27 protein-coding genes and 1 pseudogene are annotated in these 26,405 nt (G+C 67.6%); 16 read left to right on the plus strand and 12 right to left on the minus strand.

All coding sequences use genetic code 11. From position 1 onward, the window contains the following. Positions 1-86 precede the first annotated feature (86 nt). On the plus strand, positions 87-1,487 hold the full coding sequence (locus ACS5Q7_RS03820) for an SGNH/GDSL hydrolase family protein (RefSeq protein ID WP_478338101.1): 1,401 nt from the start codon (positions 87-89) through the stop codon (positions 1,485-1,487). A gap of 13 nt (positions 1,488-1,500) precedes the next feature. On the opposite strand, the gene ACS5Q7_RS03825 is transcribed toward ACS5Q7_RS03820, so the two are convergent. The 4 genes from ACS5Q7_RS03825 to gltB form a co-directional block, all read right to left on the minus strand. Then, positions 1,501-2,934, minus strand: coding sequence for a glutamate synthase subunit beta (locus ACS5Q7_RS03825; RefSeq protein ID WP_478338102.1), 1,434 nt, complete (start codon positions 2,932-2,934; stop codon positions 1,501-1,503). Positions 2,935-2,997: 63 nt separating this feature from the next. Beyond that, on the minus strand, positions 2,998-3,399 hold the full coding sequence (locus ACS5Q7_RS03830) for a PIN domain-containing protein (RefSeq protein ID WP_478338103.1): 402 nt from the start codon (positions 3,397-3,399) through the stop codon (positions 2,998-3,000). After that, positions 3,400-3,636: an antitoxin gene (locus ACS5Q7_RS03835; protein WP_478338104.1), complete on the minus strand. Its 237-nt coding sequence runs from the start codon at positions 3,634-3,636 to the stop codon at positions 3,400-3,402. It lies immediately after the preceding gene. Positions 3,637-3,647: 11 nt separating this feature from the next. Continuing rightward, positions 3,648-8,342 (minus strand): glutamate synthase large subunit, encoded by a 4,695-nt coding sequence (gene gltB / locus ACS5Q7_RS03840; protein WP_478338105.1) that lies wholly within the window; start codon positions 8,340-8,342, stop codon positions 3,648-3,650. Between the two features lie 501 nt (positions 8,343-8,843). On the opposite strand from gltB, the gene ACS5Q7_RS03845 reads away from it, so the two are divergent. Beyond that, entirely contained in the window at positions 8,844-9,704 is an 861-nt protein-coding gene (locus ACS5Q7_RS03845) for a hypothetical protein (protein ID WP_478338106.1), read from the plus strand. Between the two features lie 4 nt (positions 9,705-9,708). Here ACS5Q7_RS03845 and fdhD read toward each other — a convergent pair whose 3' ends face one another. Then, the gene (gene fdhD, locus ACS5Q7_RS03850; protein ID WP_478338549.1) at positions 9,709-10,557 is read right to left on the minus strand and encodes a formate dehydrogenase accessory sulfurtransferase FdhD; all 849 of its coding nucleotides are present in this window, start codon (positions 10,555-10,557) and stop codon (positions 9,709-9,711) included. Positions 10,558-10,720: 163 nt separating this feature from the next. Between fdhD and coxB the strand changes: the two genes are divergently transcribed. The 10 genes from coxB (at position 10,721) to ACS5Q7_RS03900 (ending at position 19,982) form a co-directional block, all read left to right on the plus strand. Then, positions 10,721-11,560: a cytochrome c oxidase subunit II gene (gene coxB / locus ACS5Q7_RS03855; protein WP_478338107.1), complete on the plus strand. Its 840-nt coding sequence runs from the start codon at positions 10,721-10,723 to the stop codon at positions 11,558-11,560. Between the two features lie 51 nt (positions 11,561-11,611). Next, on the plus strand, positions 11,612-13,243 hold the full coding sequence (gene ctaD, locus ACS5Q7_RS03860; RefSeq protein ID WP_478338108.1) for a cytochrome c oxidase subunit I: 1,632 nt from the start codon (positions 11,612-11,614) through the stop codon (positions 13,241-13,243). Positions 13,244-13,443: 200 nt separating this feature from the next. Beyond that, positions 13,444-14,379: a heme o synthase gene (locus ACS5Q7_RS03865; RefSeq protein WP_478338109.1), complete on the plus strand. Its 936-nt coding sequence runs from the start codon at positions 13,444-13,446 to the stop codon at positions 14,377-14,379. A gap of 6 nt (positions 14,380-14,385) precedes the next feature. After that, on the plus strand, positions 14,386-14,550 hold the full coding sequence (locus tag ACS5Q7_RS03870; protein WP_478338110.1) for a hypothetical protein: 165 nt from the start codon (positions 14,386-14,388) through the stop codon (positions 14,548-14,550). An 11-nt stretch (positions 14,551-14,561) separates the two neighbouring features. Continuing rightward, positions 14,562-15,191, plus strand: a complete 630-nt coding sequence (locus tag ACS5Q7_RS03875; RefSeq protein ID WP_478338111.1) for a cytochrome c oxidase assembly protein — start codon at positions 14,562-14,564, stop codon at positions 15,189-15,191. A 109-nt stretch (positions 15,192-15,300) separates the two neighbouring features. Continuing rightward, a complete protein-coding gene (locus ACS5Q7_RS03880) occupies positions 15,301-16,158 on the plus strand; it encodes a cytochrome c oxidase subunit 3 (protein WP_478338112.1) in 858 nt (285 codons plus the stop codon). 118 nt (positions 16,159-16,276) lie between these two features. After that, on the plus strand, positions 16,277-16,636 hold the full coding sequence (locus tag ACS5Q7_RS03885) for a DUF983 domain-containing protein (RefSeq protein WP_478338113.1): 360 nt from the start codon (positions 16,277-16,279) through the stop codon (positions 16,634-16,636). Beyond that, the gene (locus tag ACS5Q7_RS03890; RefSeq protein ID WP_478338114.1) at positions 16,633-17,373 is read left to right on the plus strand and encodes an SURF1 family protein; all 741 of its coding nucleotides are present in this window, start codon (positions 16,633-16,635) and stop codon (positions 17,371-17,373) included. The genes ACS5Q7_RS03885 and ACS5Q7_RS03890 overlap by 4 nt, the downstream gene beginning before the upstream one ends. A gap of 222 nt (positions 17,374-17,595) precedes the next feature. After that, positions 17,596-18,714 (plus strand): dimethylsulfone monooxygenase SfnG, encoded by a 1,119-nt coding sequence (gene sfnG / locus ACS5Q7_RS03895; RefSeq protein WP_478338115.1) that lies wholly within the window; start codon positions 17,596-17,598, stop codon positions 18,712-18,714. 14 nt (positions 18,715-18,728) lie between these two features. Then, entirely contained in the window at positions 18,729-19,982 is a 1,254-nt protein-coding gene (locus ACS5Q7_RS03900; RefSeq protein WP_478338116.1) for an SfnB family sulfur acquisition oxidoreductase, read from the plus strand. 65 nt (positions 19,983-20,047) lie between these two features. On the opposite strand, the gene ACS5Q7_RS03905 is transcribed toward ACS5Q7_RS03900, so the two are convergent. From ACS5Q7_RS03905 to ACS5Q7_RS03915, 3 genes are all read right to left on the minus strand, one after another. Continuing rightward, on the minus strand, positions 20,048-20,935 hold the full coding sequence (locus ACS5Q7_RS03905) for a cation diffusion facilitator family transporter (RefSeq protein ID WP_478338117.1): 888 nt from the start codon (positions 20,933-20,935) through the stop codon (positions 20,048-20,050). Between the two features lie 87 nt (positions 20,936-21,022). Then, positions 21,023-21,259 carry a hypothetical protein gene (locus ACS5Q7_RS03910; RefSeq protein WP_478338118.1) on the minus strand — a complete coding sequence of 79 codons (237 nt, stop codon included), beginning with the start codon at positions 21,257-21,259 and terminating at the stop codon, positions 21,023-21,025. Positions 21,260-21,263: 4 nt separating this feature from the next. Beyond that, complete coding sequence (locus tag ACS5Q7_RS03915; RefSeq protein WP_478338119.1) at positions 21,264-21,512, minus strand: hypothetical protein; 249 nt, start codon at positions 21,510-21,512, stop codon at positions 21,264-21,266. A gap of 164 nt (positions 21,513-21,676) precedes the next feature. Here ACS5Q7_RS03915 and ACS5Q7_RS03920 point away from each other — a divergent pair, with 164 nt between their 5' ends. The 3 genes from ACS5Q7_RS03920 (at position 21,677) to ACS5Q7_RS03930 (ending at position 23,121) form a co-directional block, all read left to right on the plus strand. After that, positions 21,677-22,381, plus strand: coding sequence for a glutathione binding-like protein (locus ACS5Q7_RS03920; protein WP_478338120.1), 705 nt, complete (start codon positions 21,677-21,679; stop codon positions 22,379-22,381). A 9-nt stretch (positions 22,382-22,390) separates the two neighbouring features. Further along, positions 22,391-22,771, plus strand: coding sequence for a hypothetical protein (locus ACS5Q7_RS03925; protein WP_478338121.1), 381 nt, complete (start codon positions 22,391-22,393; stop codon positions 22,769-22,771). A gap of 116 nt (positions 22,772-22,887) precedes the next feature. Beyond that, the gene (locus ACS5Q7_RS03930; RefSeq protein WP_478338122.1) at positions 22,888-23,121 is read left to right on the plus strand and encodes a hypothetical protein; all 234 of its coding nucleotides are present in this window, start codon (positions 22,888-22,890) and stop codon (positions 23,119-23,121) included. Between the two features lie 4 nt (positions 23,122-23,125). On the opposite strand, the pseudogene ACS5Q7_RS03935 reads toward ACS5Q7_RS03930, so the two are convergent. After that, positions 23,126-23,374: pseudogene (locus ACS5Q7_RS03935) on the minus strand (winged helix-turn-helix domain-containing protein); the annotation flags it as partial. A gap of 104 nt (positions 23,375-23,478) precedes the next feature. Here ACS5Q7_RS03935 and ACS5Q7_RS03940 point away from each other — a divergent pair. After that, positions 23,479-24,039, plus strand: a complete 561-nt coding sequence (locus tag ACS5Q7_RS03940) for a PepSY domain-containing protein (RefSeq protein WP_478338123.1) — start codon at positions 23,479-23,481, stop codon at positions 24,037-24,039. A 50-nt stretch (positions 24,040-24,089) separates the two neighbouring features. Here ACS5Q7_RS03940 and ACS5Q7_RS03945 read toward each other — a convergent pair whose 3' ends face one another. The 3 genes from ACS5Q7_RS03945 to ACS5Q7_RS03955 all read right to left on the minus strand — a co-directional run bounded on the left by ACS5Q7_RS03945 (position 24,090) and on the right by ACS5Q7_RS03955 (position 26,300). After that, positions 24,090-24,542, minus strand: coding sequence for a cupredoxin domain-containing protein (locus ACS5Q7_RS03945; RefSeq protein ID WP_478338124.1), 453 nt, complete (start codon positions 24,540-24,542; stop codon positions 24,090-24,092). A 93-nt stretch (positions 24,543-24,635) separates the two neighbouring features. Beyond that, positions 24,636-25,229: a hypothetical protein gene (locus tag ACS5Q7_RS03950; protein ID WP_478338125.1), complete on the minus strand. Its 594-nt coding sequence runs from the start codon at positions 25,227-25,229 to the stop codon at positions 24,636-24,638. A 180-nt stretch (positions 25,230-25,409) separates the two neighbouring features. Next, a complete protein-coding gene (locus tag ACS5Q7_RS03955; RefSeq protein WP_478338126.1) occupies positions 25,410-26,300 on the minus strand; it encodes a LysR family transcriptional regulator in 891 nt (296 codons plus the stop codon). Positions 26,301-26,405: the final 105 nt, after the last annotated feature.

A 26,405-nucleotide genomic window follows, 5' to 3' on the forward strand; every position in this document is an offset into this window, starting at 1 on the left:
GCAGGCCCGCGCGCTTAGACGGCACAGGTTCGTTCCGCTATCGTGATGCACTCCTCCGGGTGCGCGCGGCGGAAGGCGTGAGTTGTATGACGAGACCCTTCTCTCCTCTCTCCCTGGCGGCCCTGCTCGCCCTCATGGTGCTGGCGCCGGGCGAGGCATCGGCCCAATGGGGCGATGGCTACGCCGACCCGCGCGGCGGTTATTACCAGGCGCCGCCCCGCCGCCGGGCGCGCGATGCCTATTACCGCGACGACGGTGCCTATGGCCGGCCGCAGCGCTACGCCCCGCAGCCGGAGCCGCAACGCCAGTTCTACTGGCCATGGGAAGACCGGCCGCAGCAGGCCGCGCCGCCGCCCGAGCGCGCGTATCGCCCGCCGCCGCCCCGCCAGCGCAACTACGGCACCGCTGACAGCCAGCGTGTGCCGACCGTCCACCGTCGCCCGCAGCGTGTCCGGCCGCCCGAGCCGCCGAAGGCCGCCGCCGCCAAGTCCGACCCGAGCGTGCAGATCGCCGTGTTCGGCGATTCCCTCGCCGACCATCTCGCCAAGGGCCTGGACGACGCCTTCGAGGACAATGCCGACGTCGCGGTGATCGACCGCGCGAAGGGCGACAGCGGCCTCGTCCGCAAGGACGTGGTGGACTGGCCGAAAGTGGCCGAGGATTACCTGACGGCCAACCCGAAGGTGCGCTACGGCCTCGTCATGATCGGCGCCAACGACAGGCAGCCGATCCGCGACGGCGATGCGACGGTCGATCCGCTCACCGACCGCTGGAAGGAGCTTTACCGGGCACGGGTCGAGGCGATGGTGAAGCCGTTCACCGACCGGAAGATCCCGCTGATCTGGGTCGGCCTGCCGCCGATGCAGAGCCAGGGCCTGACCCGCGATCTCGCCTCCATCAACGACGTGGTGCGCGAGGCGGTGACGAAGGCCGGCGCGACCTATGTCGACATCTGGCCGGGCTTCGTGGACGACCGCGACCGCTACACGGCTTCCGGCCCGGACCCGGAAGGGCAGATCGCGAAGCTGCGGACCTCGGACGGCGTCCACTTCACCAAGGCGGGCAGCCGCAAGCTCGCGCATTTCGCCGATGTCGAGCTCAAGCGGCTGATGGGCACGGCAGCACCGTCGCTGTCCGAGCAACCCGCCACGGCCGCCGTTTCACCGGGCGTTCCTGCCGGCGTGCCGGGTGCGAGTCTCGATGGAGGAGAGGCGCAGCCGGCCGATACGGCGGCCATCGATCGGCAGATCACCGCGATGCTGCCGAGCCTGCCGGAGCCGAACGGCATTCCCGCCCTGCCGGTGAAGCCGGCGGCCGGGCCGATCATACCGCTGTCGCGCAACGAGATGTCGCCCGGTGGCGTGCTGATGACCGGACGCCCCCTCGACGGCGATTCCACCGGGACGGTGGAGCGCACGCTTCAGCGCGGCAATGCCCCCGCGCCGCAGCCGGGGCGGGCCGACGATTTCCGCTGGCCGCCCGGCTGAACCCTGCCGCGCCTCAGCGCGGCAGGACGCTCGCGCCCATGAGCGCTTCATCGATGGCGCGGGCGGCCTGACGGCCCTCGCGGATCGCCCACACGACCAGGGACTGCCCGCGACGCATGTCGCCCGCCGCCCAGATCTTCGCATCGGAGGTGCGGTAATCCTCCTCGTTGGCCGTGACGTTGCCGCGCTTGTCGACGGTGATGCCGGATTGCTCCAGCAGACCCTTCTGCACCGAGCCGGCGAAGCCGATCGCCATGAAGACGAGATCGGCCGGCAGCACGAATTCCGTGCCCGGGATCGGCTGCCGCTTGGCATCGACGCGGGCGCAGACCACGCCGGTCAGCACGCCCTTCTTGTTGCCCTCGAGCCGCAAGGTCGCCGCCTGGAACTCGCGCTCGGCGCCTTCCGCCTGGCTCGACGAAGTGCGCATCTTGGTCGGCCAGTAAGGCCACACGGTCAGCTTGTCTTCACGCTCCGGCGGGCGCGGGCGGATGTCGAGCTGCGTCACCGACAGGGCGCCCTGGCGGAAGGCAGTGCCGACACAATCGGAGGCGGTATCACCGCCGCCGATCACCACGACGTTCTTGCCGTTGGCCAGGATCGGCGCCTCACCGTTGCCGCGCATCGGTTCCTGGCCGACCCGGCGGTTCGACTGGACGAGGTAGGGCATCGCGTAATGGACGCCCTCCAGCTCTTGGCCCGGCAGGTTCGGGTTGCGCGGATCCTCGGCACCGCCGCAGAAGATCACCGCGTCGAACTTGGCCTTCAGCTCCTCGACGGATTTCGTGACGCCGATATTCTCGTTGTAGTGGAAGACGACGCCTTCGGCTTCCATCTGCTTCACGCGCCGGTCGATGTGGCGCTTCTCCATCTTGAAGTCCGGGATGCCGTAGCGGAGCAGGCCACCGGCCTTCGGCTCGCGCTCGAAGACGTGGACATCGTGCCCGACCCGGGCGAGCTGCTGCGCCGCCGCCATGCCGGCCGGGCCGGAACCGATCACCGCCACGCGCTTGCCGGTGCGGACTTCCGGCACCTCGGGCTGGATCCAGCCCATGTTCCAGGCGCGGTCTGCGATGGCCTGCTCGATGGTCTTGATCGCGACCGGCTGGTTTTCGAGGTTCAGCGTGCAGGCTTCCTCGCACGGCGCTGGGCAGATGCGGCCGGTGAACTCGGGGAAGTTGTTCGTGGAATGGAGGTTGCGCGAAGCCTCCTGCCAATCCGACTGGAAGACGAGATCGTTCCAGTCCGGGATCTGGTTGTGGACCGGGCAGCCGGTTGGGCCATGGCAGAACGGGATGCCGCAATCCATGCAGCGGGCCGCCTGCTTGGTCAGGTCATGCTCGTCCAGCGGGAGCGTGAACTCGCGGAAATGCCGAACGCGGTCGGCGGCGAGCTGGTACTTCTGCTCCTGCCGATCGAATTCGAGGAAGCCCGTGATCTTGCCCATCGATCAGTCCAATCGCGCCGTTGTCTCAGTTCGTGAAAGCCGGTCCGTCCGCGGAGGCGATCGTCAGGGCCGAAGCCAGTTCTCGATCGTCAGGCCGGGGATTCGCCCGAACTCCCTCGTATTGTCCGTCACTAGGATGCTCTCGTCGGCGACCGCGTGGCTTCCGATGAGTAGGTCGTTGCCTCCGATCGGCGTGCCCTCCCTCTCGAGGTGAGTCCGCAGATCGGCGTAAATCCTATCGCAGGGCGGATGCCACGGGGCGACGGGAATGGCCGCCAGCACCGCCTCCACCTGCCGGGTCAGCCGGTCCGATTCCTTGCGCGCCGCGCCGTACCGCAGTTCCGCCGCCGCGACGATGGAAGTGTAGACCGCCTCCTCGCCCACCTTCGCGACCGTCTCGGCGACGACACCCCTCGGATGCCGGACCAGCGCCGAGAGGATGTTGGTGTCGAGCAGATAGCGCATTCACAACCGGACCTCGTCCGGCGGCGGGTCCGCGATCTCCGGCCAGTCCATATCGAGGTCGTCGAGCCCCGCCAGGACCGCCAACAGCGAAGGGGTTGCCACCGGTTCGAGCACGAGCCGGCCGCCATCGGTGCGGAGGATGGCCTCCTCCGCCCGAAGGGCAAAGCCAGCGGGGATCTCGACCCGCTGGCCGTCCAGCGTCCGCACGAGGCGGACGCGCGCGACCTGCTCCCCCATCGCCCGCCTCCCTACTCCGCCGCCACCGGCATCCGCGCCATCTCCATCTCGCGCAGCGCGCGGCGATACTCCACCGGCATCACCTTGACGAACTTGGTGCGGTACTCCGCCCAGTTGTCGAGAATCGCCTTGGCCTTCGGGCTGCCCGTGTACTTCATATGGTTGGTGATGAGCTGGCTCAGCCGCTCCTCGTCGTGGCCGGACATGTCCGCGAGGATGTCCACCCGGCCCTTAGTCTCCAGGTCGCCGTCCTGGTGGAAGCGACGCATCAGGTCGTCCTCCTCCTCGACAGGCTCCAGATCGACCATCGACAGGTTGCAGCGCTTGGAGAACGAACCGTCCTCGTCGAGCACGTAGGCGAGGCCGCCCGACATGCCCGCCGCGAAGTTGCGCCCGGTCTCGCCGATGGACACGACCACGCCGCCGGTCATGTACTCGCAGCCATGGTCGCCCATGCCCTCGACCACGGCGATGGCGCCGGAGTTGCGCACCGCGAACCGCTCGCCGGCCGAACCACGGATGTAGCACTCGCCCGCGATGGCCCCGTAAAGCACGGTGTTGCCGACCATGATCGTCCGCTCGGACGGAGACTTGAGAGCGTCGCTCGGCCGGATGATCAACTTGCCGCCCGACAGGCCCTTGCCGACATAGTCGTTGCCGTGGCCGGTCAGTTCGAGGGTCACGCCCGCCGCCGCCCAGGCGCCGAAGCTCTGGCCGGCGGTGCCCGAAAGCTGCACCTTGATCGTGTCGTCGGGCAGGCCGTCATGGCCGTGCGCCTTGGCGACCTCGCCCGAGAGCATGGCGCCCGCGGCACGATCCGAATTGCGGATCGTGTCGGTGAGGACCACCGGCTCCCCGTTGGCGATGGCACTCCGCGCGCCCTCGATCAGTCGACGGTCGAGAACCGTGTCGATCGGGTGATGCTGCCGCTCGACGTGGCGGATCGCCATCTCGGGCCCGACATCCGGCCGGTGGAACAGCTTGGTGAAGTCGAGGCCCTTCGCCTTCCAGTGGGAGATGGCCGCAACCTTGTCGAGCAGATCCGAGCGGCCCACCACCTCTTCGAGCTTCGTGAAGCCGAGGGCGGCCAGGATCTCCCGGACCTCCTCCGCCACGAAGAAGAAGTAGTTCACAACGTGCTCGGGCGTGCCCTTGAAGCGCTTGCGCAGGACGGGATCCTGCGTCGCCACGCCCACCGGACAGGTGTTCAGGTGGCACTTGCGCATCATGATGCAGCCGGCCGCGATAAGAGGCGCGGTCGAGAAGCCCATCTGGTCCGCGCCGAGGAGCGCCGCGACGATCACGTCCCGCCCGGTGCGCAGGCCGCCATCTGCCTGAAGGGCGACGCGCCCGCGCAGGCCGTTGAGGACCAGCGTCTGCTGGGTCTCGGCAAGGCCGGTCTCCCACGGGCCACCCGCGTGCTTGAGCGAGGTGAGCGGCGCGGCGCCCGTCCCCCCGTCGAAGCCTGAGATGGTAATGTGGTCCGCCCGCGCCTTCGCGACGCCCGCCGCGACGGTGCCGACGCCGACCTCGGAGACGAGCTTCACCGAAACGTCGGCCGAGGGGTTCACGTTCTTCAGGTCGAAGATCAGCTGGGCCAGATCCTCGATCGAGTAGATGTCGTGATGCGGCGGCGGCGAGATCAGGCCGACGCCCGGCGTGGCGTAGCGGACCTTGGCGATCTTCGCATCGACCTTGTGGCCGGGCAGCTGGCCGCCCTCGCCGGGCTTGGCGCCCTGGGCCACCTTGATCTGCATCATGTCGGAGTTGACGAGGTACTCCGTCGTCACGCCGAACCGGCCCGATGCCACCTGCTTGATGGCCGAGCGCCGCGAGCGCCCGTCCGGCAGGGGCTTGAACCGCTCGACCTCCTCGCCGCCCTCACCGGAGTTCGAGCGACCGCCGAAGGAGTTGAGGGCGATGGCCAGCGTCTCGTGCGCCTCCTTGGAGATGGAGCCGTACGACATGGCGCCGGTGGCGAACCGCTTCACGATCTCGGCGGCCGGCTCGACGGCCTCGAGCGGCACCGGCGCCCGGCCGATCTCCTCGGCCGACTTGATGCGGAACAGCCCGCGCAGGGTCTTGAGCTGGTTCTCCTGCTGGTTCACCAGCTTGGCGTATTCCCAGTAGCGCTCGGGCACGTTCATGCGCACCGCGTGCTGAAGGGTCGCCACCGTGTCCGGCGTCCAGGTGTGGACCTCGCCGCGCAGGCGATAGGCGTACTCTCCGCCGACATCCAGTGCGTTCCGGTAAACGGGGGCATCGCCGAAGGCGTCGCGGTGACGGCGCACCGTCTCCTCCGCGACCTCGGCCATGCCGACGCCCTCGATGGTCGTCGCCGTGCCGAAGAAGTCCCGGGCCACGAAGGCCGAGTTCAGGCCCACCGCGTCGAAGATCTGCGCGCCGCAATAGGACTGGTAGGTCGAGATGCCCATCTTGGACATGACCTTCAGAAGGCCCTTATCGATGGCCTTGATGTAGCGGTAGATGATCTCGTCGTCGGTGAGGTCCGGCGGGAACTCGTCCTTCATTTCGAGAAGGGTCTCGAAGGCGAGGTACGGGTTGATCGCCTCGGCGCCATAGCCGGCGAGGCAGGCGAAGTGATGCACCTCGCGCGGCTCGCCCGATTCGACCACGAGGCCGACCGAGGTGCGCAGCCCCTTGCGGATCAGGTAATTGTGCACGGCCGCCGTGGCGAGCAGCGCCGGAATCGGGATCCGATCCGGCCCGACCGCCCGGTCGGTAAGCACGATGATGTTGTAGCCGCCGCGCACCGCCGCCTCGGCGCGGTCGCAGAGACGGTCCAGCGCCCCCTCCATGGCCGCCGCGCCGTTCTCGGCAGGGTAGGTCATGTCGAGGGTCTTGGTGTCGAACCGGTCCTCGAAATGGCCGATGGAGCGGATCTTCTCCAGATCGCCGTTGGTGAGAATCGGCTGGCGGACTTCCAGCCGCTTGCGGCGGGAGGCGCCCTCCATGTCGAGCAGGTTCGGCCGCGGCCCGATGAACGAGACGAGGCTCATCACGGCCTCCTCGCGGATCGGATCGATCGGCGGGTTCGTCACCTGCGCGAAGTTTTGCTTGAAGTAGGTGTAGAGCAGCTTCGACTTCTCGGAGAGCGCCGAAAGCGGCGTATCCGTGCCCATCGAGCCGACCGCCTCCTGGCCGGTGACGGCCATGGGCTGCATCAGCAGCTTGAGGTCTTCCTGCGTGTAGCCGAAGGCCTGCTGGCGATCGAGCAGGTTGACGTCGCCGCGCGACTCGCGCGGCTGCACCGGGCGCAGGTCTTCCAGCACGATCTGGGTGTTCTTCACCCAATCGGCATAGGGATGCGCCTGGGCGAGTTCGCCCTTGATCTCCTCGTCGGAGACGATGCGGCCCTTCTGCAGGTCGATGAGCAGCATCCGTCCCGGCTGAAGGCGCCAGGACTGGACGATCTTCTCGTCCGGGATCGGCAGCGTGCCGGCCTCCGAGGCGAGCACGACGAGCCCATCGTCGGTGACGATGTAGCGCGCCGGGCGCAGGCCGTTGCGGTCGAGGGTGGCGCCGATCTGGCGACCGTCGGTGAAGGCCACGGCGGCCGGGCCGTCCCACGGCTCCATCAGGGCGGCGTGGTACTCGTAGAAGGCGCGCCGCTCCTCGTCCATGAGCGGGTTGCCCGCCCAGGCCTCGGGGATGAGCATCATCATGGCGTGGGCCAGCGGGTAGCCGCCCATCACCAGGAATTCGAGCGCATTGTCGAAGCAGGCGGTGTCGGACTGGCCCTCGTAGGAGATCGGCCAGAGCTTCGAGATGTCGTTGCCGAACAGCTCCGAATCGACGCTCGCCTGACGGGCGGCCATCCAGTTCACGTTGCCGCGCAACGTGTTGATTTCACCGTTATGCGCCACGAAGCGATACGGGTGAGACAGGCGCCAGGTCGGGAAGGTGTTGGTGGCGAAGCGCTGGTGCACGAGCGCCAGCGCCGAGACAAACCGCTCGTCCTTCAGGTCGAGGAAGTAGTTTCCGAGCTGGTTCACCAGCACCATGCCCTTGTAGACGATGGTGCGGGTCGAGACCGAGACCGGATAGAACTCCTTCATCCGGGAGTCGTCGTGCTTGTAGATCGTGTTCGAGATCGCCTTGCGGGCGACGTAGATGCGCCGCTCGAACGCATCCTGGTTCGTCACCGAAGCCGGGCAGCCGATGAAGACCTGACGGTGGCACGGCTCGGTGGCGAGCACCGCCTTGCCGAGATCGGATGAGTCGACCGGCACGTCGCGCCAGCCGAGCAGGGGCAGACCCTCGGCCGCGAGCGTCTGTGCGACGATGCCCTCGATCACCCGGCGCGGCTGCTCGGCCTTCGGCAGGAAAAGCTGCGCGATGGCGTATTGCCCGGCGGGCGGAAGCTCGAAGCCGAGGCGCGAGCACTCCTCCGCGAAGAAGGCATGCGGAATCTGCGTGAGGATGCCGCAACCGTCGCCCATCTTCGGATCGGCCCCGACGGCGCCCCGGTGGTCGAGGTTCTCGAGGATCTTCAGACCCTGCTGCACGATGGAATGGCTGCGCCGGTCATGCATGTCGGCGATGAAGCCGACGCCACAGGCGTCGCGTTCGTGGGCAGGGTCGTACGCGCCCTGGGCTTTCGGAAAAGCAGGGTCGCGCACGATGAGCGGCATCGCAGCGCCGCGGGGAGCGTTCGGCTCGTGGGCGTGTCCGCGCTCAGCCATGCTTCCTCTCGTCCCTTCCCTCGTCGCGAGCCGTGCCCGATTCCTCGGGTTTGCCAGCAGGTTTCGTGCCTCGATACCACCTTCGACCGGCCGGGGCGCAAAAGACGCAGCGGGGCCGCCTCGTGTGGCGGTGCCCGGAGGCCCGCCCGCACGAAGGCGGCGCGGTCTCTTCTGCCGGCGATTGCGCCCGCGCGCGACACGCGATCGAGGCGAATGGGACAGCGGTGCTGTCCTATATCGAGAAGTTGGCAGATTGAAATGGTTTCAGCAAGGGCTTCAGCGTCTTGCCCGCGCTGCAACCCCAAGAGGTTGCCAGCGCGATCCATCCGGAATGCGGCCATTCGCATTATCGCCAGAATCGGCGTCTCTACGGAAGGGGCCGAGCACAAGCGGCATGCGGGGCAACGACCTCGCCGGCATGGCCGAGCCCCGGAGGATCCGGACACGGCCATGCCGGAACCGAATTACCCGGCCGGGTCTCCAGGAACGGGAAAGAGTGTGATGAGCATGAGCGCCAACCTCGTGAGCGCCAGGCTGAACAAGCGTGCCTTGCGCGCGGCCCTTCTGTCGGCCGCGCTCGTTGCGGCCACGGCCGGTGCGGCGAACGCGCAGGGCTTCGCGCGCACCTTCTTCGAGGATGACGTTTTGCCGCCGCGCGTGATCGCGTGGCGCTTGGCCGACCGGGGCTTCACCGGGTTGTCGCGCCCGCGCTTCGACGGCCGCTTCTATTTGGTGGATGCAGTCGGCCCGGCGGGCATGCCGGTGCGACTCGTGGTCGATCCGACGAGCGGCGCCATCGTGGGCCGCGAGCGGATGCCGGGGCCCGATGTCTACGCCCGCCTCGAACGCCCGCCCGTCCGCTCGATGCCCGGATACGGCTGGACCGAGGACGACGTCGCCCGCCCGCCCCAGCCCGCACCTTACGAACCCAGTTCGGCCGCCCGTCAGCCGCGTCGCCCCACCCTCGAGGCCGCCCGTCCGGCGGAGAGCTACCCGCTCGGCCTCAACCCCGATGGCAGCCACCGGGCCGACCCACCGCGCAAGGTCGCGCGGACCAGTCCGGTCAAGGCGCCGGAAAAGCCGTCGCTGGCCAAGGTGAGCCCCGTCGCCCCCGCGCCGAAGGTCACGCCCGAGGCTGCGTCACCCGCGCCCGAGGCGACCAATCCGGCGGCGAACGCCAATCCGCCGGCCGAGCCCAAGCCCGAGGCAACACCCAAGCCCGTCGCCGCGGCGGCGGCTCCGAAGCAGGATTGGAAGGACCCGCCCGCCGAGGGCAAGCGCAACGTTCGGGTGATCGGCGGCGCGACCATCGTGCCGGGCACGGCCGGAAAGGACGGCGAAGCCGCCCTGCCAGGGCAGTAGCCGGCTATCGCACCAGTCTCTCGCCGCCGGTGAAGACGGTGAGGGAATCGGATCGGGCAATCGCGCAGAGGGTCAGCCCGTGCTCCTTCGCCCGCTCCAGGGCGAGGGAGGTCGGCGCGGAAATCGCCACGACCATGCCCGTTCCAAGCCGGGCCGCCTTCTCCACCATCTCGAACGAGCACCGGCTGGTGATGACGAGGAACCCCTCGGCCGGATTGGTGCCGGCCCGCATCATCGCGCCAATGAGCTTGTCGAGGGCGTTGTGGCGCCCGACATCCTCGCGGACCGCCAGCACCGTTCCATCGAGATCGGCCCAGGCCGCAGCATGGACGGCCCGCGTCTTCGCGCCGAGTTCCTGCGCGGCGTCGAGCGCGCCCAGCGCCCTTGCGATCGCCGCGACAGGCACCCTCAGGGTAGGGATCGGCTGCGACCGGGCGCGTGGTAGGCCCGCCAGATCCTCGATTCCGCAGACCCCGCAGCCCGTCCGCCCGCTGATCGCGCGTTTGCGCGCGAGGTGCTCACGCAACCGGCCGGGAGCGAGCTCGACGAGGAGACGAAGGCCATCTTCGACGGCTTCGACACGCACATCCCGGATTTCGGACAGATCCTCCACGATCCCTTCGGTCAGGCTGAAGCCGTAGGCGAAATCCACGAGATCGCCGGGGGTGGTCATCATCACGGCATGCGGCACGCTGCCGTAGACCAGATTGACCGGGGCCTCGACCGCCAGCGATCTCGTCCCAGGCCGGGGCTCGTCGTCCGCGTAGTCGACCACGACCATCGGCGCATCGATCGAGAGCGGCGCCGCCTGTTGCCGATCCGCGACACCTCCAGCCTCTGGAAAGCCGTCCATGCGACGCTTGGGTGGTTGCACCACGGTCGTCCTTGTGATCTGAAGCCACTCGCGGAAGCTCGCTCGGTGACTGATCGAGCTATCCGTCAGGTCGGCGATGGTCCCCGCACAGTCAAGACGGGGCGGTTGACCTGCAGCAAGTGGACGGGGAGCCATGAGAGGGATGCGGACGGTGCGGACGATCACCAGGTCACTCTGGACCTTGCCGTTCCTCGGCGCATTACTTGCCGGCGCCGCTCCGGCCTCGGCCGCCGGGTTCGGTCAACCTGTGCCGTGGGAGATGAGCCGGCAGATTCCCGTCACGGAGAATGCCCGCGACATCCTGAATTTCGAGATCGGCCTGCACTGGCTATCCTTCGCGATCTCACTGTTCGTGCTGGGCCTGATCCTCTGGTGCGTGTTCCGCTTCGGCGAGAAGCGCAACCCGACCCCCTCGCGCTTCACCCACAACACCGCCATCGAGGTCGCCTGGACCATCGTGCCGGTGCTGATCCTCGTCGCCGTCGCGATCCCGTCCTTCCGCCTGCTGCGCACGCAGCTTTCGGACCCGAAGGCGGACATGATCGTGAAGGTCATCGGCCACGCCTGGTACTGGTCTTACGAGTATCCGCAGACCGAGCAGGGCGGCGGCTTCGCCTTCGACGCCAACCTCGATGAGGACAAGCAGCCCCGCCTGCTGCAGACCGACAACGAGATGGTCGTGCCGGTGGGCAAGATCGTGAAGATCCAGGTCACCGCCTCGGATGTGCTGCATTCCTGGGCGATGCCGTCCTTCGGCTTCAAGATCGACGCCGTGCCCGGCCGCCTGAACCAGATGTGGTTCAAGGCCGAGAAGGAAGGCACCTTCCACGGCCAGTGCTCCGAGCTGTGCGGCCAGCGCCACGCCTACATGCCCATCGTCGTGCGCGTCGTCAGCGAGCAGGCCTACGCGGATTGGCTGAAGGAGGCCAAGACCAAGTACGCCGCCATCGACAACAGCAAGAGCTTCGCCGAGGCGCGCTGAGCCGCGCCCGCCCTCCGCAACGCACCCGTCCATCCGTAAGGCACGTCTCAGATGGCAACACACGCCACCCATGCCGGGGCTCACGACGCCCACGACCACCACATGCCGGGGTTCTTCGCCCGCTGGTTCCTCTCGACGAACCACAAGGACATCGGCACGCTGTACCTGCTGTTCGCGTTCTGCGCGGGCATCATCGGCGCCTTCCTCTCCTTCGGCATCCGGATGGAGATGGAGCAGCCCGGCCTCCAGTATTTCTCGAACCCCGCGACCTATAACGTCTTCGTCACGGGCCACGGCCTCATCATGGTGTTCTTCATGGTGATGCCCGCCCTGATCGGCGGCTTCGGGAACTGGTTCGTGCCGCTGATGATCGGCGCGCCGGACATGGCGTTCCCGCGCATGAACAACATTTCGTTCTGGCTCACCGTCGCGGGCTTCTGCTCGCTGCTGTGCTCGCTGTTCGTCGAGGGCGCCCCGGGCGCCAGCGGCGCCGGCACGGGCTGGACCGTCTACCCGCCGCTCTCGACCGCCGGCCATCCCGGCCCGGCCGTCGACTTCGCGATCTTCGCCCTGCACCTGTCCGGCGCGGGCTCGATCCTCGGCGCCATCAACTTCATCACCACCATCCTGAACATGCGCGCCCCCGGCATGACGCTGCACAAGATGCCGCTCTTCGCCTGGGCCGAGCTGGTGACCGCGTTCCTCCTGCTGCTCTCGCTGCCGGTGCTCGCGGGCGCCATCACGATGCTGCTGACCGACCGCAACTTCGGCACGACGTTCTTCGACCCGGCCGGCGGCGGTGACCCGATCCTGTACCAGCACCTGTTCTGGTTCTTCGGTCACCCCGAAGTGTACATCATGATCCTGCCGGCCTTCGGCATCGTGTCGCACATCATCGCCACGTTCTCGCGCAAGCCGGTCTTCGGCTACCTCGCGATGGCCTACGCGATGGTCGCCATCGGCGTCGTCGGCTTCGTGGTGTGGGCGCACCACATGTACACGGTCGGCCTGTCGCTCCAGACGCAATCCTACTTCGTCTTCGCGACCATGGTGATCGCGGTGCCGACGGGCGTGAAGATCTTCTCCTGGATCGCGACCATGTGGGGCGGCTCGATCCGCTTCACCGCCGCGATGCACTGGGCGGTGGGCTTCATCTTCCTCTTCACCGTCGGCGGCGTGACCGGCGTGGTGCTCGCCAACTCGGCGGTCGATAAGTACCTGCACGACACCTACTACGTCGTCGCGCACTTCCACTACGTGCTGTCGCTCGGCGCCGTGTTCATCATCTTCGCCGGTGTCTACTACTGGTTCCCGAAGATGACCGGCCGCATCATCCCGGAATGGGCCGGCAAGCTGCACTTCTGGCTGGCCTTCATCGGCGCGAACGTCCTGTTCTTCCCGATGCACTTCCTCGGCCTCGCGGGCATGCCGCGTCGCTACGCCGACTATCCGGAAGCCTTCGCCGGCTGGCACAAGGTGTCGACCTACGGCGGCCACATCTTCGGCCTCGGCATGTTCGTCTTCATCATCGGCGTCGTCCTGGCGTTCCGGTCGAAGGAGCGGGCTGCGGACAATCCGTGGGGCGAGGGTGCCACCACCCTGGAATGGACCCTGTCCTCCCCGCCGCCCTTCCACCAGTTCGAGACGCTGCCCCGTATCATCGACGAGCCGGGCGCTCACTAACCAGACGAAGCCGGGGGCCGTTCGCGGCCCCCGCCCTTTCCCGGAGGCCGCCGCGAGCGACCTCCCGGCAAGGGCGCCCCGGGGCCGATAGCCGGGGGACGAGGGTCGAACGACCCCGACACCTTGAACGGACTTGCACCTGAGAGTTGACCCCGTGGCGTGAGCCGTCGCGAGGTTGCGGCCGAGCAGCAGCGAACCTGATGACGAGCGCCACCAATACCCTGAGCCCCGCGGTCGCGACCGTCGGCGGCGACGTTCCGGACTATTTCGCCCTGCTGAAGCCGCGGGTGATGGTCCTCGTGATCTTCACGGCCCTTGTCGGGATGAGCGTTTCGCACGGCCACGTCTCTCCGGCCATCGGCGCGATCTCGCTCTTCGCGATCGCGGTCGGCGCGGGTGCCTCGGGCTGCCTCAACATGTGGTGGGACGCCGACATCGACGCCGTGATGACCCGGACGTCGGGACGCCCCATCCCCGCCGGGCGGATCACCTCGAGCGAGGCGCTGGGCTTCGGGCTGTTCCTGTCGGTTGCCTCGGTGCTGGTGCTCGGGCTCGCCGCGAACTGGCTTTCGGCGGCGCTGCTCGCCTTCACCATCGTGTTCTATGCTGTGATCTATTCGATGTGGCTGAAGCGGGCGACCGCGCAGAACATCGTGATCGGCGGGGCGGCCGGCGCCCTTCCCCCGGTGATCGGGCAGGCGGTCGTCACCGGCCAGGTCGGCATCGAGTCGCTGGTCCTGTTCGCGATCATCTTCATCTGGACGCCGCCGCATTTCTGGGCGCTGGCGCTGATCAAGGCCGGCGAATACGCCCGCGCCGGCATTCCCATGATGCCGAACGTCGCCGGGCCGGATTCCACCCGCCGCCAGATCGTCTGGTACTCGCTGTTCCTCGCCCCGCTCGGCCTCGTGCCGGTCGCCCTTGGTTTCGGCGGCCTGCTCTATGCCGTTGTCGGCACCGTGGGCGGGATCGGCATGGTGGCGCTCAGCGTCCGCGTGCTCAAGAACAAGATCGGCGAGGCCGAGAAGAAGGCGGCGATGGGCCTGTTCGGCTTCTCGATTCTCTATCTCTTCGCGCTGTTCTCGGCCCTCCTGGCGGAGCAGAGCCTCGGCCTGTTCCACGCGGTCGTGGCCTGAGCCATGATGCCCGATCCCAAGATCGAGTACCGGCCGCTCACCCCCGAGGAGGAGGCCCGCCGTCGCAAGCGTTCGGTGGCGATCGCCTTGGCGCTCGGTGCCATGGTGCTGTTGTTCTTCGTGCTCACCATCGCGAAGCTCGGCCCGCAGGTCCTCAACCGGCCGCTCTAGAGGGAGATGCGATGACTGCCTTGTCCCCTCGCCCCTCCCCTCGTCCTCCGACCTCCCGTGGCGCTGCCCGCACGGCGGTCATCTGCGCGGGCGTGGCCTTCGGAATGGTCGGCCTCGCCTACGCGTCGGTGCCTCTCTACAACGCCTTCTGCAAGGCGACGGGCTACGACGGCACACCGCGTCAGGGGCCGGCCCTCTCGGCGGCCGCCGCGCGCAGCGACGACAGCATGGTCGTCCATTTCGATACCAACGTCGCCCCCGGCCTGCCGTGGAAGTTCGCCCCGGAGGCGAACCAGGTCGAGGCGAAGCTCGGCGAGACCAAGACCGTGTTCTTCCGCGTGAAGAACACCGGCGACAAGCCCTCGACCGGTGTGGCGACGTTCAACGTCCAGCCCGGCCTGATGGGCGGCTACTTCGTGAAGATTGCCTGTTTCTGCTTCAACGAGCAGGTCCTGCAGCCGGGCGAGACCATCGACGTGCCGGTGGTCTTCTATGTCGACCCGGCGGTGCGGGACGATTCGAACACCGCGCATCTTTCCGAGATGACGCTGTCGTACACGTATTTCGCCTCCAAGAACGGCCAGCCGGTGACGGCTGCCGTGGCCAACACGGCACCTTCGGGGACGAAACGCGATTTCTGATCGCGGGTGCGTGACATTACGGGGCCGCAGCGATTAAAGCTGCGGGTAAGCTGGGCAAGAGCGGTGGTGCCGGAAGGGCTTACGCCGCCGGGTAAGGAGCGACGGGACGATGGCTGAGGCGCACGCCAAGAATCACGACTTCCATATCCTCGCGCCAAGTCCGTGGCCGCTGATCGGCGCCTTCTCCGGCTTCCTCATGGCCTTCGGCGCCGTGTTCTGGATGAAGAGCCTCCAGATCGGCACCTTGACGCCGGGACCCTACGTGTTCGGCCTCGGCGCGGTCGGCGTCCTCTACACGATGTTCTCGTGGTGGAAGGACGTGGCGCACGAAGCCAATTCCGGCGACCACACCCGCGTCGTCCAATTGCATCACCGCTACGGCATGATGATGTTCATCGCCTCGGAGGTGATGTTCTTCGTCGCGTGGTTCTGGGCGTTCTTCGAGGCCGCCCTCTACACCGCCGACCCGATCCAGGTCTCTCGGGTGGAGTTCACCGGCGGCGTCTGGCCGCCGAAGGGCATCGAGGCGTTCGATCCGTGGCACCTGCCGCTGCTGAACACCCTGATCCTGCTGACCTCGGGCACCACCATCACCTGGGCGCACCATGCGCTGCTGGAAGGTGACCGCAAGGGCTTGAAGTATGGCCTGTGGCTGACGATCGTCCTCGGCGTCATCTTCACCGCCTGTCAGGCCTTCGAGTACAGCCACGCCGAGTTCGGCTTCGCGGGCAGCATCTACTCGTCGACGTTCTTCATGGCGACGGGCTTCCACGGCGCCCACGTCATCATCGGCACCATCTTCCTCGCCGTCTGCCTGATGCGGGCCTATGCCGGTCAGTTCACGCCCAAGCAGCATCTCGGCTTCGAGTTCGCCGCTTGGTACTGGCACTTCGTCGATGTCGTGTGGCTGTTCCTGTTCGCCGCCATCTACGTGTGGGGCTCGGGCATCGGGCACGCCGCGCATTGATGGCGATGCCGCCCATCGGCGCGATGATGTGAAGACATGACGGGGCGGCTTCGGCCGCCCCTTCTTCGTTCGGCGCCGATCCGCTATCGGAGGTGCCACTCCAACGTATCGGACCACCATGCCCACGCCTCCGCCCATCCCGACAGGCTTGCGCGGCGCCTGCCCGCGCTGCGGCGAAGGCCACCTGTTCCAGGGCTTCCTCGCCCTGCGACCGCGCTGCGAGGCCTGCCACCTCGACTATTCGGGCTTCGATTCGGCGGATGGACCGGCCTTCTTCGTCATGTCGATTGTGGGTCTCGTGGTGGTCGGAACGGCCCTGTGGCTGGAGATCACCTACGAACCGCCGATCTGGGTTCACGCCGCCGTCGCGGTCACGCTGTCGGTGGGCCTGAGTCTGCTGCTGGTGCGCCCGCTGAAGGGTCTGCTGATCGCCCTGCAATACAAGAACAAGGCCGAGGAGGGCCGCTTCGAGCTGTGAGCGGCATCCGTCCCGGTGCGTGGCGCGACCTCATCGCGCCAGGGCTCGCCGCGCTCATCGCGCTGGCGATCCTGATCGGCCTCGGGACATGGCAGGTCGAGCGCAAGACCTGGAAGGAAAACCTGATCGCTCGGATCGTGGCGGAGTCGAAGGCCGCGCCGGTCGACCCGCCCGCCGCATCCGCTTGGGATCCGACCGATGAATTTCGCCACGTGCGGGTGAAGGGTCGCTTCCTCAACGACAAGGAGACGCTGGTCCATGGTCTCGCCGCTGGTGAGACGCCGGGACGGGCGTTGCAGGGCTATTACGTGATCACGCCCTTCGTGCGCGACAACGGTGGGACCGTTCTCGTCAATCGCGGCTTCGTGCCGACCGAATTGAAGGCGCAGTCCGACCGGACCAACGGCCTGATCGAGGGCGAGACGAGCGTCACCGGCATCCTGCGGGGGAGCGAGCCGCGCGGCCTCTTCGTCCCGGCGCCGGATCCCGCGAAGGGCGAGTGGTTCAACCGCGACGTGCCGGGCATCGCCGCCGCACGGGGGCTCGGCGATGTCGTGCCTTACCTCATCGAGGCCGATGCCGTGCCGGGCCAGACGACGTGGCCGCGCGGCGGCCAGTTGCGTGTGGATCTGCCGAACAACCACCTGCAATATGCATTCACGTGGTTCGGCATCGCGGCCTGCCTCGTCGGCGTGTTCGGTGTCTTCGCGTGGCGGCGGCTGCACGAGCCGGCCTGATTCCCCGCCGGATTCGTATTCATTCCGACAAGGAAACGAACCGACCACGGCTGCGCGGGAACGGTGGCACGCCGTTCCGGTTCCCCGCCTAAAAACAGCCGAACGTTCCTTTGACGCGCTGGTTTTAGCTCGCGATACTCCCTCTGTCGAATAAATCGAAGTACTTCTGCGCCTTTCGGGCGGCGTATCGCTGTACTTCGCGCTACAGAAGGACATCGCCCCATGACCGCTCGTCGCCAGCACAACGATGCCGAGCCTGTGCGCTTCGCCTACTGGGTGCCGAACGTATCGGGTGGCCTCGTCATCAGCCGCATTCCCCAGCGCACGAGCTGGGATGCGGATTACAACCGGAAGCTCGCGCAGATCGCGGAAGAGGCGGGGTTCGACTACGCGCTGACGCAGATCCGCTTCACTGCCGGCTACGGCGCGGAGTACCAGCACGAATCGGTCGCCTTCAGCCACGCGCTGCTGGCGGCGACCACGAAGCTGAAGGTGATCGCCGCGATCCTTCCGGGTCCGTGGAATCCGACACTCGCAGCCAAGCAGATCGCCACGATCTCGCAGCTCACGAGCGGGCGCATCGCGGTGAACATCGTCTCGGGTTGGTTCTCGGGCGAGTTCCGGGCCATCGGCGAGCCCTGGCTCGACCATGACGAGCGATACCGCCGCTCCGAGGAGTTCATCCGCTCCCTGCGCGGGATCTGGACGCAGGACAACTTCACCTTCCGGGGCGATTTCTACCGCTACACGAACTACACGCTGAAGCCGAAGCCGGCCGAGCCCCTGCCCGAGATCTTCCAGGGTGGGTCGTCGCGGGCGGCGCGGGACATGGCCGCGCGCGTCTCCGATTGGTACTTCACCAACGGCAACACGCCGGAGGCGATCCGCGCCCAGGTCGATGACATCCGCGCCAAGGCGGCCGAGAGCGGCAATACTCCGAAGATCGGCGTGAACGCCTTCGTCATCGCCCGCGACACCGAGGAGGAGGCCCGCGCCGTCCTCGATGAGATCATCGCCCATGCCGATCCCGAGGCGGTGAAAGCCTTCGGCCATGAGGTGAAGAACGCCGGCAAGGCGAGCCCCGAGGGCGAGGGCAACTGGGCGAAATCCACCTTCGACGATCTCGTGCAGTACAATGACGGCTTCCGCTCGAACCTGATCGGCACGCCGGACCAGATCGCCGAGCGCATCATCGCCCTGAAGGACGCGGGCGCCGACCTCGTGCTCCTGGCCTTCCTGCACTTCCAGGAGGAGGTCGCCTATTTCGGCCGCGAGATCCTGCCCAGGGTCCGGGCCCTCGAAGCGGCCCGCCGAGCGGCGCCGGCCGCTGTTGCGGCCTGAGCGCGGAGGCTGCCTTGACCATCGCCCTCGACCACCAGACCCTCGGAACCAGCGCGGCCGGCGTACCGGGCCCCGCCAGGCCCTCGTCACCCGCCCATGTGATCCGCGACGACGCCGAGGCGATCACCGTCGCCACCGCGCTGGCCGCAGACATCCGCGCGGGGGCTTCAGAGCGCGACCGCGACTCGGTGCGACCCCTGCGCGAGGTCGACGCCTTCTCGCAAAGCGGCCTCTGGTCCATCAACGTGCCGAAGGCCCATGGCGGGCCGGAGGTGTCCTACCGGACGCTGGCGCGGGTCATCGCCATCGTCTCGGCGGCGGATCCGTCGGTGGGCCAGATCGCCCAGAACCATCTCGGCATCGTCGCGGCCATCCGAACCGTGTCGGATGAGGCGCAAAAGGCGCTGCTGTTCGGCGAGGTGCTGCGCGGCGTCCGCTTCGGCAACGCCTTCTCCGAGCGGAGCACCAAGCGTGCCGCCGAGTTCGAGACGCGCTTCGTCGAGGATGGCGACCACGTCGTCGTGCGCGGGCAGAAGTTCTATGCGACGGGCGCGTTGCTCGCGCATCTCGTGCCCATCGTCGCGGTCGATGGCGAGGGGCGCGCGTGGTACGCCATCGCCGAGCGGGATGCGCCGGGCCTCACCGTGATCGACGATTGGTCCGCCTTCGGCCAGCGCGGCACCGCGAGCGGCACGGTCCTCATCGAGGATGTGCGGGTGCCCAAGACCCATCTCGTCCCCGCCTGGAAAGGCTACGAGGGGCCGCGCACGGACGGAGCGGTGTTCCAGATCATCCAGGCGGCCATCGATGCCGGAATCGGCCGCGCCGCCCTGGATGACACCATCGCCTTCGTGCGGGAGAAGGCCCGGCCGTGGATCGACAGCGGGCAGGATCGCGCCTCGGACGATCCCTACACGATCCAGGCCGTTGGCGATCTCACCATCCGCCAGCATGCCGCCGAGGCGCTGCTTGACCGTGCGGGTGAGGCGCTGGATGTCGCCATCGCCGCGCCCGACGCGGAAACGGTGGCCGCCGCGCAGCTCGCGGTGGCCGAGGCGAAGGTTCTCACCACGGAGATCGCGCTGGCCGCATCGAACAAGCTGTTCGAACTGGCGGGCACCCGCTCGACCCTGGCCGCCGAGAATCTCGACCGGCACTGGCGCAACGCCCGCACCCACACGCTGCACGATCCGGTGCGCTGGAAATACGCCATCGTCGGCAACCACGCCCTCAACGGCGTGAACCCACCCTTCCACGCCTGGAGCTGATTGCCTCCCAGCTCCGGGCGAGAAGGGGAGCGTTCCAGAGAACCGGCTGGAACGCTCCTTTCCGTTCAGAGAACCGGCAGGCCGCGCGCCTTGGCCTCGTCGCCCGGCTCGACGTGGATCGTCACGACGGTGCCGGGGATCGAGGTTTCGAGGGCATCCTCGAGCCGGTCGCAGATGATATGCGACGCCGCGACCGTCATGTCGCCCGGCACCACGAGGTGGAAATCCACGAAGGTCGCGCTGCCCGCCGAGCGGGTGCGCACGTCGTGCGCCTCAAGCGCGCCCTCGCCATGCTGCGAGATGAGCGAGCGCACCTGCCCCACGATCTCGGGCGGGGCGGCCTTGTCCATCAGGCCGTCCACCGATTCCCGCACCATGCGGAAGCCGGACCACAGGATGTTGAGGGCGACGAGGCCGGCGATGGCCGGATCGAGCACCGGCATTCCCGTGAACCACACCGCCGCGACGCCGCCGAGCACGCCGATCGAGGTCAGCACGTCGGCGAAGATGTGCCGCGCATCGGCGATCAGGGCGGGCGAGCGCCACTGGCGGCCCCAGCGCAGCAGCGCCCAGGCCCAGGCGGCGTTGATGACACCCGCGACGGCGTTGATCGCCAAGCCGGCGGCGGGGGCGTCGAGGGGCTTCGGATCGAGGAAGCCGTTATAGGCTTCGCGCAGGATCAGGATGGCCGCCACGATGATGAGCGCGCCCTCGATCACCGCGGAGAAGAACTCGGCCTTGTGGTGGCCGTAGGGATGATCCTCGTCGGCTGGCTGCGCCGCGATGCGCAGGGCGATGAACGCGCCCGCCGCCGCGACCACGTTGATGATGCTCTCCAGCGCATCGGAATACAGCGCGAGGCTCCCGGTGAGCCACGCGGCGTAGAATTTCAGCGCCGTGACGGCGACGCCGATCCCCGCGCTGAGCAGGGCGGCTTGCTGCGAGCGTTCCATGGTCGAACCGAAGTGGTGGGCGCGGGCTGCTTAACCGGACTCGCACCCGGAAGACCATGGCAAAGCTTCGAGTGTTGGGAATACCTCTTAGCCTTGGCTAACGCCCAAATTCGCGCCGGCGATCGGCCCCCTGCGTGCCGCATCGCGGCTGCGGCTGCGCTCGGCCTGGGTACGCGCGCGTTCGGCCTTTCGTTCGAGGCTGCGCCGCTGCCAGCCGAAGCGAGCCTTCGCGGCCATGGCGTCGAGGCGCGTCGCTTCGCGGGACCAGTAGTCCACAAGCTGTCCGTCGAGGGTCACGCGAAGGCGTGCACTCTTGCTGTCCATGGCTTCATTCCTTCGGAGCCGGGGGTTCGCCTGTCTCTTCGACCGACAGGGCGTCGGGATCGCCGCGAAAGCTGCCGAGCCCGGCATCGCGCACCGGCACGGTGGGGCTGCCATAGGGCTCGCTCGGGTAGGCCCCCTCGAATTTCACCCTGGCATCGTCGGAATCGTCCGCCTTCAGGACGATCTGCTCCGTGCCCGGCAAGGGCCAGCGCGGGTCTGCGGGATCACGCGGACGCACGGCATACCAGGGCATGAGTTCTCTCCTGCGGTCGCCAACCTGTTCGGTCGAGAGCCGGCGATCGTGGGATAAGTCCGATGGCGGGATTCGGTTCGGCCGGCTTGATCCCGGCGTCCTTTCGACCCACCTCCCTCACGCCTGCACCGGGCCGGGATGACGGCCTGCAACGAGGACGTGCGATGATTGATCTGTATTATTGGCCGACCCCGAACGGCCACAAGATCACGATGTTCCTGGAAGAGGCCGGGCTGCCCTACACGATCAAGCCGGTGAACATCGGCAAGGGTGAGCAGTTCGAACCCGACTTCCTCAAGATCGCACCGAACAACCGCATGCCGGCGATCGTGGACCACGAGCCGAAGGGCGGCGGCACGATGAGCCTGTTCGAATCCGGCGCGATCCTCCTCTATCTCGCTGAGAAGACCGGACGCTTCATTCCGCAGGAGCTGTGCGGTCGCTACGAGGTGCTGCAGTGGCTTTTCTGGCAGATGGGCGGCCTCGGCCCGATGCTCGGGCAGAACCACCATTTCAGCCAATACGCGCCGGAGAAGATCGAGTACGCAATCAAGCGCTACGTCAACGAGACCAACCGGCTCTACGGCGTCCTCGACCGTCGCCTCGCCGACCGTGAGTTTATCGCGGGGCCGGATTACACCATCGCCGACATGGCTTGTTATCCGTGGATCGTCCCGTGGGAGAAGCAGGGCCAGAACATCGACGATCACCCGCACCTGAAGCGCTGGTTCCACGCCATCGCGGAGCGGCCCGGGACCAAGGCCGCCTATGCCCATGCCCCGAAGATCAACCCCGATTTCGGGAAGACCATGAGCGAGGACGCCAAGAAGATCATGTTCGGGCAGACGTCCGCGAACACGAACCGCTAGGCGATGGGCATGGGCCGCGCCGCCGCGCTCGCGCTCTGCATCGCGGCCCTCCCCCTCGGGGCGCACGCCGCCCCGGCGGACAACCTCGCCGCCCTGTGGCGGATCCTGGGCGCTTGCGCCAAGCTCGACGGCGTTCCGCCCGGGGCGCTGGGCTCCGAGGTGACGGTGCTGTTCAGCCTGAAGCGGGACGGTTCGCTGCTCGGCCAGCCGCGCATCACCCATTCCCGCCTCATCGGAAGCAGCGACGAACAGCGCACCTTCATCGCGGCGGCGCTCGGTGCGATCTCGCACTGCCTGCCCATTCCGATCACTGATGGACTCGGCGGGGCCATCGCCGGCCGGCCGCTGAACCTGCGCCTGACGAGCAGCAAGCCGGAACGGGCGCTGTGAGACGTGTCCTCACGACATCCTCATAGGAGTTGCCCCATCGCCCCCTCGATCCCTCACGCCAGTAGGCTCACATGAGGCGCGCGGTCCCGAGAGGATCGCGTGAACCCCACCATCCGATGTCACCCGCCCTTATCGTCAGTGCCTCCCCCGCCGCTCTTGGCGGGCAGGAAGAGAATTGCTTCGTCGTCGGCCAGGATTCGCGAGGGCGCTGGGTCGCCGTCGAAATCCACGGGCGCGGTGGTGGACTGTTCCGCGACCGGCAGGCCGCGTTTCACTACGCCAGCGCCGAAACAGGCCGCCGCCCCGATGCGGTGCGTGTGTCGGGCGAGCGGCTCGAACTACGGACCTGACCTATCAGGCGTCCGGCGCGCGAAGCCGGTTGCCGACGCCCGTTTCCGTCAGCAGGAGGCGGGGGCGCTCGGGATCGGCTTCGAGCTTCTGGCGAAGCTGGCGCATGTAGACCCTGAAGTATTGCGGGCCCGACGACGTCGACACCGCCCGCATCGATTGCGCGTGCGTGAGCACCTTGCCGGCATGGCTCACCAGCACCCGCAGGAAGTCGTATTCCCGAGGCGTCAGCTTCACCTCGGCGTCGTTCACGCGGGGCCGCGGCCCATCCGCATACGGATCGTATCAGGATCGATGAAACAGGCTCGTGCCTGAGGCGTTCATGACGGCAACTCACTCGAAAACGAGGAATACCCGCCATGACGAAGACGTTTGCCGCTACTGCCGGCCTGTTTCTGCTCGGCACCAGCCTCGCGTTCGCCCAGACCGGCACCACCACCGGCTCGACGGGCGACATGAAGGACATGAAGGAGTGGCAGGTCGCGAAGATCGCCAAGGTCGCCCTGCCGCAGGCGATCAGCACCGCAGAGATGCAGGGTGAAGAGAAGGGCGGCCGCGCCATCGACGCCGACTTCGAGAAGGCCGACAGCAAGAACCCGGTACATTACGCCGTGAAGGTCGTCTATCCGAGCGGCAAGCTCGTGGAATACGGCATCAATGCCGATACCGGCGCGGTCTACAAGACCGAGAACCAGCCGATCGAGCGCTACTTCACCTTCCTGACCACGAAGAACTTCAACGAGGCGAAGACGACGCTGAAGGACGCTCTCGCCATCGCGGAGCAGAAGGCCGGCGGCGGCAAGGCCTACGAGGCCGAGGTATCGAAGGACGGCAAGGCCGTGCAGTACGAGATCAAGGTCGCGGGCGCCGACAAGGAGCAGACCGTGAAGGTCGGGCCGGACGGCAAGGTCGTCGACTGATCATCCCATACGCGGCCCCGGACCAGCGCCGGGGCCGCCCCGTATGACGCTCAGCCGTTCGTCGCCTTGCGGGTATAGGTGCCGTTGAACGGCTGGCTCTGGTTGTTGGTGGCGGTGCAGGCGTACTTCACCTGGCCCGGCTCCTCGGTCCGCAGCTTGAGTGTTCCCTTGCCGTTGCGCTTCACGAGATAGCCCTTCTCGCTCGCCACGTGGACGAGATCGCCGTCCGCATGTTGCACAAGGCCGTTCGAGAATTGCCCGGGAATGGTCAGCGTGACATCGGCATTGGCTTGGCTGCTGATGTCGAGCGCGACATTGGTGTTGGCCGGCACGAGCAGTTCCGCCGGATCGCAGACCGGCTTCCCATCCTTCATCGTGATCGTCAGCGCTATGGGCGGTGTCGCGTCGCTCGCCGGTGGCGGCAGGGGCTTGCCCTGCGCAAAGGCCGCTGCGGGCATGATGAGGAAGGCCAGCCCGAGGGCCATCGCCGGTCGCAGTCGCATCGTGTCGAGGCTCCGTCCGCATCAGTGCGGTCCCCCGGACAAGGGAAGTCCGCCCTGCCGGTTCCTCGGCGCGGCAACGCGCCCGATGCGACCTCAGCTGCGACGCATGCGGGTCGCGGTCGGCAGGATCGTCTCATGCCAGCGCCCGTCGTCACGCGGCGTGAACGGCTGATCGTTGGGAATGCGGTACACCGTGTTCACGGAACCCACGTCGTAGGCGGGCACGAAGGTCGCGCGCACGACGGTGGCATGATGACGACGCTTCAGCGCCGCCAGCCGCATCGCGTGCCGCCGGGCGAGGGCTGCCCTCAGCCGGGCGCGCGACGCGAGCCGCAGGCGCTCGCGCCGATGGAGCTTGGCGAAGCGCTTCCTGAGTTGCACGAATCGGCGTGGCGATCCAGCCTTGTGCACGGCAACCTTCACCGTCTCGATCCGGTCTTCCGCGACCGGCTTGTCGCCCGGCCTGACGAAACTGATCGGCGCGACGCGGTTGGCGGCCGTGATGCAGCCTGAGCAGATCGAGGCTGAAAGCCGGCCCCACATCTTGTGTTCGCGTTCGATGATGGCGGCGACCTTCGCGTTCGCGTTGACGCCTTCCGCGTTGGACGCCTCGCGGCCGAGCCCGGCCGCCTGCGCCATCTCGAGAGGGGGCGCCACCACCGCAACGGTCACGATGGCGGCGGTCACTGAGCGAATCACGCGGTGCAAGGCTCGCTCCCGGCAAGGCTACGGTTCGTTAACTTTTGTCCGTCCGCCGCGACCCGCGCAAGTCCTTTCGAATACGTAAGACTGCATTGAACGGGCATACAGGCCACATTCCTCGCCGTCATGTCTGCATTAGCAGCAGAACCGAATCGCAGTGTGCTATTAAAACGCCTTCACGATGACCTCCCGCACGGTGGCGAGGCATGGATTGGCGTCGTCTCGGCGCGCGGCAAGGTGCAGTTCCGGCTGCGCGGTCGCGGGAAGGCGAATCGCCCGCAGGCAGACATTCGCCACGCGGATACTGCGGGCGCCATCGGGCACCAGCGCGATTCCGAGCCCGGCACCGACCAGCGCCAGCATGGCGTGGACCTGGTTCACCCGCTGCACCACGCGCGGCTGCACGGAGCCGCCTTCGAACAATGCGTCGAGCAGATCGATGAAATAGCGGCCACCGCGCGGCGACCACGTGACGAAGGGCTCGCCATCGAGATCGGCCAGTGTCGGGGCACGGCCGAGCGCGAGCCGATGGCCCTGCGGCACGGCCAGGATCAGGCGCTCCCGCGTCAGCGGCATCGCCTCGATGGCGCTCTCGGCCAGGGCCGGTGACGGACGCAGGAGCGCCAGATCGATCCGGTTGGCCTCCAGGGCCTGGACCTGCTCGCCGGACACCATCTCCTCCAGGGCGAGGTCGATCTCCGGCAGGCTGTCGCGGACATGCGTCACGAGGCGCGGCAGGATGCGATAGGCCGAGGCGGCGGTGAAGCCGAGGCGGATCATCCCGCTCTCGCCACGGGCGGCGCGGCGCGTGACGCGCTCGGCGTTCTCCGCCGCCGCGATCACCCGGTAGGCCTCGGCCACGAAGGTGCGGCCGGCGGGGGTCAGGCGCACGGCCCGCGTGGTGCGCTCCAGAAGCGCGACGCCGAGCGTCTGCTCCAGCATCTGGATCTGCCGGGAGAGCGGCGATTGCGTCAGGTTCAGCCGCGCGGCGGCCCGGCCGAAGTGCAACTCCTCGGCCACCGCGACGAAGCTACGGGCGTGTCCCAGATCGAACATTGATGCAGGATTGAGGATAATCAATCCAAAATCAACGTTGGACGCGAGAATCAACGAGGCATACCCCTGATTGCAGACGCCCGAACGGCGCGAATCATGGGAGAC

This window comes from Methylobacterium sp. Gmos3, assembly GCF_056430985.1.